Annotated in this window: 10 protein-coding genes, 1 other RNA gene and 1 pseudogene; 6 read left to right on the top strand and 6 right to left on the bottom strand. The window is 46.9% G+C overall.

Annotation, left to right across the window (positions count from 1 at the left end):
* Window positions 1-684: chromate transporter (locus LDL40_RS04995; RefSeq protein WP_300994064.1), on the bottom strand; the 684-nt coding region annotated here is incomplete at its 3' end.
* 119 nt (window positions 685-803) lie between these two features.
* Here LDL40_RS04995 and LDL40_RS05000 point away from each other — a divergent pair.
* Window positions 804-1793 carry a hypothetical protein gene (locus LDL40_RS05000; RefSeq protein WP_300994065.1) on the top strand — a complete coding sequence of 330 codons (990 nt, stop codon included), beginning with the start codon at window positions 804-806 and terminating at the stop codon, window positions 1791-1793.
* Between the two features lie 168 nt (window positions 1794-1961).
* Here the strand turns inward: LDL40_RS05000 and rnpB are convergent.
* The 3 genes from rnpB to LDL40_RS05015 form a co-directional block, all read right to left on the bottom strand.
* Window positions 1962-2321, bottom strand: an RNA gene (rnpB, locus tag LDL40_RS05005) — RNase P RNA component class A.
* A 73-nt stretch (window positions 2322-2394) separates the two neighbouring features.
* On the bottom strand, window positions 2395-3243 hold the full coding sequence (rsmI, locus tag LDL40_RS05010; protein WP_300994066.1) for a 16S rRNA (cytidine(1402)-2'-O)-methyltransferase: 849 nt from the start codon (window positions 3241-3243) through the stop codon (window positions 2395-2397).
* A 26-nt stretch (window positions 3244-3269) separates the two neighbouring features.
* Window positions 3270-3464 (bottom strand): hypothetical protein, encoded by a 195-nt coding sequence (locus tag LDL40_RS05015; RefSeq protein WP_300994067.1) that lies wholly within the window; start codon window positions 3462-3464, stop codon window positions 3270-3272.
* 34 nt (window positions 3465-3498) lie between these two features.
* Between LDL40_RS05015 and LDL40_RS05020 the strand changes: the two genes are divergently transcribed.
* The 4 genes from LDL40_RS05020 to dolP are packed head-to-tail and all read left to right on the top strand — an operon-like array spanning window position 3499 to window position 6703.
* On the top strand, window positions 3499-5199 hold the full coding sequence (locus LDL40_RS05020) for a penicillin-binding protein activator (RefSeq protein ID WP_300994068.1): 1701 nt from the start codon (window positions 3499-3501) through the stop codon (window positions 5197-5199).
* Window positions 5200-5550 carry a YraN family protein gene (locus LDL40_RS05025; RefSeq protein ID WP_300994070.1) on the top strand — a complete coding sequence of 117 codons (351 nt, stop codon included), beginning with the start codon at window positions 5200-5202 and terminating at the stop codon, window positions 5548-5550.
* Window positions 5550-6137, top strand: coding sequence for an SIS domain-containing protein (locus LDL40_RS05030; RefSeq protein ID WP_300994071.1), 588 nt, complete (start codon window positions 5550-5552; stop codon window positions 6135-6137). The genes LDL40_RS05025 and LDL40_RS05030 overlap by 1 nt, the downstream gene beginning before the upstream one ends.
* Complete coding sequence (gene dolP / locus LDL40_RS05035; protein WP_300994073.1) at window positions 6137-6703, top strand: division/outer membrane stress-associated lipid-binding lipoprotein; 567 nt, start codon at window positions 6137-6139, stop codon at window positions 6701-6703. Before LDL40_RS05030 ends, dolP begins: the two co-directional genes overlap by 1 nt.
* Window positions 6704-6767: 64 nt before the next feature.
* On the opposite strand, the gene LDL40_RS05040 is transcribed toward dolP, so the two are convergent.
* Entirely contained in the window at window positions 6768-7445 is a 678-nt protein-coding gene (locus LDL40_RS05040) for a DUF599 family protein (protein WP_300994074.1), read from the bottom strand.
* A gap of 8 nt (window positions 7446-7453) precedes the next feature.
* The gene (locus tag LDL40_RS05045) at window positions 7454-9391 is read right to left on the bottom strand and encodes an ATP-binding protein (protein ID WP_300994075.1); all 1938 of its coding nucleotides are present in this window, start codon (window positions 9389-9391) and stop codon (window positions 7454-7456) included.
* A 171-nt stretch (window positions 9392-9562) separates the two neighbouring features.
* On the opposite strand from LDL40_RS05045, the pseudogene LDL40_RS05050 reads away from it, so the two are divergent.
* Window positions 9563-10000: pseudogene (locus LDL40_RS05050) on the top strand (amidohydrolase family protein); the annotation flags it as partial.

Genomic DNA, 10000 nt, shown 5'->3' on the forward strand with positions numbered 1-10000 from the left:
AAGAACCAAACCACAAGCTATGACCAGCACAAAGCGGCTCCAGCGAAACAACGCATGCTGTGGATTGGGTGTTGTATCGTCAATCAAAGCCGGACCATAACTTTTTTGTGCTGATGCATGACCGCCTGAGGAAAACACTGCAGGTGTCACTTTACTGCCGATAAAACCAATCAAAGCTGCAGACAAAACAATAAGCGGGAATGGCAGTTGAAAGGCAAAAATAGCCACAAAAGCAGCCACAGCTATAGCCCATAATAACGGGTGTTTCATCACCCGCCCGCCTATACGCCAGGCAGCATGTAACACTATGGCCGCTATCGCAGGTTTAATGCCATAAAACAAAGCGGCGACCCAGGGGTGCTCGCCATAGACCAGATAACCCCAGGACAGCAGCACCAAAAGCAGTAATGACGGCAGAATAAACAACAACCCAGCCACTACACCACCCAAAGTGCGATGCATCAGCCAACCTAAATAAGTTGCCAGTTGCTGTGCTTCAGGTCCTGGCAACAGCATGCAATAATTCAGCGCATGTAAAAACCGGCCTTCACTGATCCAACGGCGTTTTTCCACCAGCTCCGTATGCATCAGAGCAATCTGCCCGGCAGGACCACCAAAACTGATACAGCCTAGTTTTAACCAAAACCAGAAGGCTTGCCAGAAAGGGATGGACGAAGTTTGCATCTGTAAGCCCACAGTAAAACCTAAAATAGCCGCTAGCCTAGCAAAACAACAGTGACGCTTGCCAGCTTGAGAAGAAAAAAGGTACGGTATCCAGCTACTGTTTAAGAGATCACACTCAGATGACAACCACTATTCAATGTCCAATTTGTGAATTGGATAACTGCGAAAAAAGAGAAGACATATGCAATGACCAAGTTCACTTCATTTGCGGTCGATGCGGTAAATTCAAATTAACTGGCAGTCTGGATGCTTCTATTCAAAACTATATCCAATCAGCAGATGATCGCTGGAAACTTAGTTATTGGCTAAGAAGTAACGAATCAGACAATCAGGAACAAGCTCTGAATTCTTTAACTATCAAAGCAATCCTTGAAAGGAAGCTTCCTTCCTTAACCGAACAATTTGATTTGCTATTAAAATGGCTGGCTAGTAAATCAAGTGATCATGGAGCTGCTGTTGAGGCTTATAAAAACTTAGATTTTGTAGTAATAGGAGCAAAATCTGCTGAAAGCTTCGTATATGTAACAGAAGCATTGAAAGAACGTGGTTTGCTAAAAGAAACTAGTCGCCCCACTATCATGATTGGACGCCGAGACAGAGAAAAGGCAACGTTCAATGAAGTCGGCATGCTTTTGACTGTAACTTTCAATGGTTGGGAGCATTTAAACAAGATTAGCAATGCAGCTAAAAGCTACCACAGGGCTTTTATGGCAATGAAATTTGGCGACCAAGAACTAGACACTATCGTCTCTGAGCATTTTAAACCAGCGGCAGAGCAAGCAGGCTTTACACTACTAAGACTCGACGACAATCCCATTGCTGGCTTAATAGATAACAGAATGCGAGTCGAAATTCGTAGTGCAGATTTTGTTATAGCAGATTTGTCCCACGACAATCTCGGCGCCTATTGGGAAGCTGGTTATGCCGAAGGATTGGGTAAACCTGTGATTTATACCTGCAAAAAAGAAAAGTTCGCAGAAAAGTCGACTCATTTTGATACGAACCACCATTTGACCATTCAGTGGGATGCTGGAGACCCGTTTAAAGCTGCAGAAGAACTTAAAGCAACGATTAGAGCAACTTTGCCTCATCTGGCGAAGCTTGAGTAGCAGACTCAAAAAAGCGAGGATGGCTATAGTTCTAAGCAGACCGTCTTTGGCAGGGACGCCAAAGACGAGCCCCCATGGATGGGTTCACGGCGTGTCTGCGTGGGCTATAGCCATACCGCAGCTACCAAACTCTGCTGAGCAAGTAATGTCAGCAAAGGAAATAAGAAGGTGTGAGTCGGCCCGTTAAGCCGGGTTCTGTCGTGGACAATCATTCCTCTAGGACGTACGTCACCGTACGCCTCAAGCAACCTACCCGCCCCCAACGCGGGCCGCGCCAAAGGGGGCCTATTTGGTCTTGCTCCGAGTGGAGTTTACCGTGCCACGAACTGTTACCAGCCGCGCGGTGCGCTCTTACCGCACCCTTTCACCCTTACCTGATCCCTTGCTTGCGCAAGGGCCATCGGCGGTTTGCTCTCTGTTGCACTAGTCGTCGGCTCGCGCCGCCCAGGCGTTACCTGGCACTCTGCCCTATGGAGCCCGGACTTTCCTCCCCCTGCTTACGCAGGCAGCGATTGTCTGGGCCAACTCACGGCGCGCATTATAGGGGAAGAAAAGCGCAAGGCCCAGCTATAATTCGTGCTAACCCATGGTGTCAGGCAAATTAGTCTTCAGCGCCCCAACTCAACCCCAGCTTATACAATGCATTTTTCTTTTCACCGTGAATTTCTGCGGTTAAAGCTGCGGCTTTTTTCAGGGGTAATTCACTCATCAGCAGCTTCAGAGTTTGCTGAGCTGCCGGGTTAATTTCTTCTTCGGCAGCTAAAGTCGGCGCTATCATTAAAACCATTTCGCCCTGACAACGGGCCGGATCCTCGTCTAGCCACTCTGTAATTTGTGCAGCAGTACCATACACAAAGTTCTCAAAGGTTTTGGTCAGCTCCTTCGCCAATACCAACTCACGTTCAACACCAAAAACTTTCACTACATCTTCTAAACAATCTTTGATACGGCGCGCTGTTTCGTAGCAAATCAAGGTGCCCACACCTTGTGGAATGGCACTGAGTACATTTTGACGTTGCTGACTTTTGGCTGGTAAAAAACCTATAAAGTGGAATTTGTCTGTAGGTAAACCTGCACAACACAACGCACTGATCAATGCGCAAGGACCGGGGATAGGCACGACACGGACACCGGCGTCACGGCATAAACGCACCAGGCTGTAACCAGGGTCACTGATCAATGGCGTGCCCGCATCTGAAATCAAGGCAACATCTTCACCCGCCTGTAATTTTTGCAATAGAGTGGCAGCCCGTTGTTTTTCGTTGTGATCATGCAGCGCTAACATTTTGGCTGAAATACCCAAGTGGCTGAGTAACTTACCACTGTGTCTTGTATCTTCTGCAGCCACCCAGGCTACAGTGCTTAGGGTTTTAATCGCGCGCTGACTGATATCATCTAAATTACCAATAGGTGTGGCTACTATGTATAAATTTCCGCTTTGTGCAGTCATATGGCGCTTAATCCGTTGTACTTGAATTACTTTGGCTGGAATTCATTGAGCTTAGGCACGGCACTGAGTAAGATACCTGCATTGTTTTCTTCATTGTACCTGTGCATTGTGAAATCCAGCAAACTGAAGCCATTTATTCTTTTAGGCAGCGCCATAGCGTTTGCCGGTTGTTCCTCCACGCCAGAACAGGTTGCTCCTGTCAAACAGGCACCTGTGATCAAGCCTGCTCCTTTGGTAACAGAGGAAGTGGAAGTTGTGAAAATTGAAAAACCCTTGTCTGGTGCCGACTTTATTGAACAAGCCGGTCAGCAACAAGGCTCAGAACAGCAATGGCAGTTGCTGGAAGCGGCCAAAGCTCACTTGCAGCAAGGTGAAACTGAGCAAGCTCAGGCCATAAGTCGCGTGCTGGCGCAACAAGCTGCACCAGAAGTTCAACAGGCTAACCTGTTGCCTTTTTTTCAGAGTCTGATCGCAGCTGGCGAGTATGAAGATATAGAAAAGTTCAACCGCCAGTATTCGTTAAGCTCGTTCAGAGAACAAGACAAAACGGCCTATTTGCAGAGCCTTGCAGAGTATCAAAGCAGCAGAAGAGAGCCAGATAAAGCAGTGAAGACCTACTTGCAATTGCTGGCCTTAACTCCAGAGCAAAACACTGTGCAAAGTGCCTTGTGGCAACAGCTTGGCATGCTGACCCCTGACCAATTATCCAGCTTCAGCAACAGCAAAGACCCTGTCACTCAGGGTTGGGCCAAATTATTACAACTGCATCAACAGTATTTAGGCAATAGCCCGGCTTTAACTCAGGCCATTAGCGACTGGCAACAGCAGTACGCTGCCTTGCCTTCTTTGCAGCAGCTACCGGCAGAAGTGCAGCAATTAAGTGCTGTTGATGCCTTTTCACCTAAAACTATAGCGGTGCTATTACCTTTTAGCAGTAACTTCCGCCAGCATGCGGAAGCTATTCAGCAAGGAATTCTGGCGGCGTCAGCCAACCAGGAAGCTCGTTTAATTTTTATCGACAGTCAAACGGAAACATCAGCGTTAAAGCAACGGCTTGCCAGTGAGCAGGTGGACTTTGTGATTGGTCCACTGTTGCGGGAGCAAGTAGACGCTATATCTCAGCAAAGCGACTGGACTATCCCCACCTTGTTTTTAAATGGAAAAACCGATTTGGTGCAACAATCTGCCGATAAGTTTTATTTTTCATTGAGTGTGGAAGATGAAGCTCACCAAATGGCGATGCTGTTTAAACAAAAAAACTATAAGCAACCTGTACTGATGGCATCCCGTAACCCGCTTAGTCAGCGCATGGCTGAACAATTTAGCCGTGACTGGAAACAAGTGGCAGGAAAAGAACCTGAAATCTATTGGTTTGCCGATCAGGCAGGCATGGAAAGTACCATCAAACAATTACTGGAAACCGCAGCCAGCGAACAACGTATCCGGGAAATCAGTCAATTGGCAGGTGAAGGTGTAAAAGCTGAAACCCATAGTCGCCAGGACATAGACGCTATTTATTTATTGGCCGACCCGTCGCAAACCCGTTTACTCAAACCTTATATTGACGTGTCTGTGGCGCCGACTAAAACCACAGTGCCTGTGTACGCCAGTTCGCGCAGCCACCAAAAGTCAGCAGAATTTACCGACCGCCGTGACTTGCAGGGTTTAACTTTTACTGAAATGCCCTGGATGCTCAGTACAGGTCAGCAGCTTGAATTCCGTCAGCAATTTGAACAGCTGTTTCCACAGCAGGATGAAACTCTGCAGCGTTTGTTTGCTATGGGCTATGACTCCTACCACTTAATTTTCCGTTTAAAGCAGCAACAACAATTTCCGGCCTTACGCTATCAGGGGCTGACTGGCAATCTGGCATTATCGACAGGTGGACAGGTTCAGCGGCAGTTAACCTGGGGCAAATACAGTAAGGATGGTTTGCTGACACCCCGGACGCCCTAAATGAGCAAAAGCACTGGGCAGTTTTATGAACAACAGGCCTTAGTGTTTTTGCAACAACAAGGCTTGCAGCTGCTGCAACAAAACTACAGCTGTCGCTTTGGTGAAATTGATTTAGTCATGCGCGAGCAACAAACGCTGGTTTTTGTTGAAGTAAAATTCAGGCGCAATACGCTTTTTGGTGGTGCAGTTGCTGCCGTCACTTTAGGCAAACAGCAAAAATTGAGCCGCGCAGCTTTATGTTATTTACAAAGTAGTGGTCCGCAACATTGCCGTTTCGATGTAGTGGCTATTACTGAACAGCCGGCAGATATTTGCTGGATTAAAAACGCTTTTGCAGGAACAGTGAACTAATGCAAGACCATATCAGGCAACTTTTTACTGAAAATATTCAAACTATGATAGCGACAGGCGAAGCTTTGTCTGCCCCTATCGAAAACGCCGCAGCTAGTCTGGTGAACTGCCTGATCAATGGCGGTAAGGTGATTTGTTGCGGTGAAGGCGCGTCGGCGGCTTTAGCCACACATTTTGCTCAACTGTTATTGGATCAGTTTGAAGCTGAAAGGCCCTGTTTACCGGCTTTTGCTTTGTTAAGTAATAACTCCAGCTTACAACCCGATAATCAGCAAAACCCCGATCATTTGGCGCGTCAGGTCCGGGCTTTAGGTCAGGCGGGTGACGTCCTGGTGGCCATTTCGATGACAGGGGAAGAACATAATTTAATTAAAGCCGTGGAAGCAGCTTTAACTAAAGATATGACTGTGGTGGCTTTAACCGTAGATAACAGTGGAGAATTGTCCGGGTTACTGGGCAATCAGGATACTGAATTAAAGGTACCAGCCCACCGGCCTGCCAGAGTCTTTGAGTGTTATACCTTTTTACTGCACGCGTTATGCGAACTGATCGACATAACTTTGTTTCCGCAACAAGGAGAGCTCTGATGTTGAACAAATTAATACTGGTATTAGCAACAAGCTGGTTATTACAGGGTTGCGCTGCTGCTGTGCTTGCAGGCGGAGCCACAGCCGTCACTTCCGCAGGTGACCCACGCAGTCTGGGTAGCCAGATTGACGACAAAAGTATTCAGGTCAAAGTGCTGCGCGCATTAGACGAAAATCCTGAAACCAAAAAGAAAGGCAATATCAATATGACCAGTTACAACGGCATAGTGCTGTTAACAGGTCAGGTACCAAACGAAAGAGTGCGGGAAGTAGCTGGCGAAGTGTCCAGAGTCGAAGGTGTCAAAGATGTGCATAACCAATTGCGTGTAGGTAGTGAGATCAGCTTTGGCACAGCAAGTAAAGACAGCTGGATCACCACCCGGATTAAAAGCAAATTTTTGGCCGACAAAAATGTCAGTGGTTTAAATGTCAAAGTAGTGACAGAAAACGGCGAAGTATTTTTAATGGGTTTGGTCAGTCAGCAAGAAGCAGACAGAGCAGTAGCTCTGGCCCGCAATGTTGATGGTGTTGCCCGTGTTATCAAAGCCTTCGAGTATAAGGATTAGTCACGAACTTATTAGGGTCAGTGGAAAATTAAACTGAATTTAAATTTACTCTGACCCGAATTTTTCAGCATTCCTGCAGCGCTTTTAGCACCTTAGAATGAAACTCTCGGTGTTTCATAATCAACAGCACTATGACTGAACTGGCCATAAATAACCTCGGATCAAGAAACCAGGACAATGTAGCCAACGAAAAATAAATTGATCGTAAACCATAATTAAAAGAGTGGCCCGCCTGATCGATCACTTTGGCTGTTCTGTTGGCATACAGCGCCTGCTCATCTGAAGTCATTTCACGGCCATCAGGCGCAGCACCAATCAATACCCCACCAAAGCCATACTGACGTAGTGACCAGGTAAACTGGAAAAAGGCGAATACATAAATTACAGCAAGAAACAGAATTTTCACCTGTACTGTTTCTTTGTTTTTTGGCGCCCAGGGCGTCAGATAACTTAAAACCTCACTGATACTGCCACTGGACGCCAATGCAGTTAATAAACCAGCCAGTATCAGCAAAGTACTGGAGGCAAAAAACGATACGTTACGTTCCAGGGTAGAGATGAGGGCGACATCTGCCATTTTATTATCGCGGGTCAGCATTTGTTTCATCCAGTCGTTACGTTTGCGACGCAGTTCAAAGGACAAACAACTGACAGTTCTGGCTTTACGTTTAGCCACTATGGTGTAACCAATCCAGAGTGATAAAAACCAGGAGACAGCGATCAAATCAAGTAAAGTCAGCATAACAGGCCTTATTCAAGAGACAATTCTGTTGCCAGAGGCAAGGTAAAATAAAAACAGGCACCACCTGAAGCAGAGCGTTGATAACCTATGTCGCCACCCATGGCTTTGACCAGATCTTTGCAGATCGCCAGCCCTAAACCTGTGCCCGCGATTTGCCGACGATCGGACGAATCTGCCTGAGAAAATTTTTCAAATAAGCGAGATTCAAAATCTGCGGCAACCCCATCGCCCTGATCGGTCACGGCAACACGCACTGTCTTGGCTGATAATACCACGCTGATCAGTACCTTAGCAGCCTGAGGAGAGTGTCGTATCGCATTGGCCAACAAATTAGCCATCACTTGTTGAAAGCGTACGTCATCCACTTCAACCCACAAATAATCCTGCTCATTGCACTGCAGTTCAAGCGTCACCTGACGTTGCAACGCCAGCGGCTGATTCAGCTCGATAGCCTGATGTAAAAGCTCAGCCAAAGGCCAGAGTCTGAACCTAAACTGCATTTTATTCACCGCTAGTTTCTCTATATCTAGCAAGTCATTAATTAATTTACCTAAACGCTGACTGTTTTGTTGGGCTAGCGCTAACATGTGTTGCTGTTTGTCGTTCAACGGTCCTAAAGCACCACCTACAGCTAAACCTAAAGCGCCGCTAATAGCGGTCAACGGAGTGCGTAGCTCATGACTGACAGTGGAAACAAAATCATTTTTCAGTTGCTCTATTTTTTTTCGCTCGGAAATATCACGGATCAACCAGACATAACGGGCTTTGCCCTGATGTTCAGTCCTGTTGCGGGATAAATCGATCGCAAAAATTTCACCACTGTGACGCAGTCCTGACAACTCCACCGCCGCCCCTTCACCAGGTGCCAAAGTGGCCAGTAACTCCGCTTGCCCTGGCGCCAGCAGCTTAGAAAAAGGCTGACCAGCCAGTTGGATAGGAAAATAACCAAAAACAGTACTGACAGCGCTATTCACCCTGTCTATAGTGCCATTCAGATCTGTGGTCACTATCACGTCCAGTACGCTATTCATAATACGTCGTGAGTAGATTTCGTTGTCCTGTAAAGCGTCGGCAAAAAGTGCACTGCGACGATACGAATACAGCAACCAGGCCAACATCAGACAAAACACAATAGACAACGAAGCGCCCAACAAACGCCATTGCCATAAGCTCCAGCCTGCAGCCTCATCCATAAAACGCACTGCAATCTGCCACTGTGCCCCTTTGATATTTAAATCAAGGATCAGAGCATCCTCACTGAATAAATGCGAATAGCCAAACAATACCCTGGACGCAGCATCTTTTTCACGGATCCCTACCTGCACCTGATAACTGTTAGCCTGCTGCAGCAACATCTGATTAAAAGTGGTTAAATCCAGCACTGTGCTGATGATGCCCCAATAGCTGCCATCATTCAAAAACAAAGGCATACGATAGACATAACCTTCCCCTCCCTGGATCAGTGCTATAGGCCCTGTTAACTTTGCTTCTTTCTCCTCAATCAGTTGTTTGATGGCAGGCCACTGTTGCGATAAATTTTGATAATTTAAGCCTAAGACCCTTTCGTTGCCCTGCAATGGATAAACCAGTGTCAGCACATTGTCCGGAGCCAGGCCTATATTGCGGATATGCTTGCCTTGCTCCAGTAAGTTCTTTAGCAAAAACAGCGTTTCTTTTTCTGACAGCTTGCCATCGCTGGCGCGCAGATACGCAGCCAGTCCGAGACTCATATACAACGAAGTATTTAATTCGGCTTCAACAAAAGATCGCAGTTGTCCTGATATGCCTATTAATTGCTGTAAAGCCTGATTTTGCCGTTGTTCCACTAACTGGCGGGACTGGTACTCAGTGACGATACAAGCGCAGAGCAGACAAAATAGCGGTACCAGCCACTGCCAGGGCAACAGCCAATGAGATTGTTGTTTTGGTACATTGCTCTGTTCCATGGTTTGTAACCTGTTGAACATCTTTTATTATCGCCAAAGACTATAACCTAAACCCATCAGATATCTCTATGCCCCAGTGGTTGAATAAAAGTTGTGCTGAGTATAGAGGCAAGGCGTGCTAAACTGCAGCGCCCTGACGGCATGACACTGCATCAGTAGAGGAGAAGCGCTGTGATTGAATTAATTCTGCAAACCCCGGACGACTGGCATTTACATTTTCGCGATGGTGATATGCTCAAAGAAACAGTGGCAGCCACTGCCCGTTGTTTTAAGCGCGCTATCGTCATGCCCAATCTGGTTCCGCCTGTAACCAACGCCGCAGAAGCCTTAGCTTATAAAGAACGTATTCTGGCCGCCCGACCTGCAAGCAGCAGTTTTGAACCTCTGATGGTGCTGTATCTAACGGATAAAACCACAGCGGACGATATTAAAGCTGCCAAGGCCGCTGGTGTAGTAGCGGCTAAATTATATCCGGCAGGCGCGACCACTAACTCTCATTCCGGCGTCAGCAGCTTAAGTAAACTTTATCCTGTACTGGAAGTGATGGCCGAACAGCAGATGCTGTTGTTGGTGCACGGTGAAGTCACCGACAGCCATATCGATATTTTT

Origin of the sequence: Rheinheimera sp., assembly GCF_020217005.1 — a bacterium.
Taxonomy (GTDB): domain Bacteria; phylum Pseudomonadota; class Gammaproteobacteria; order Enterobacterales; family Alteromonadaceae; genus Pararheinheimera.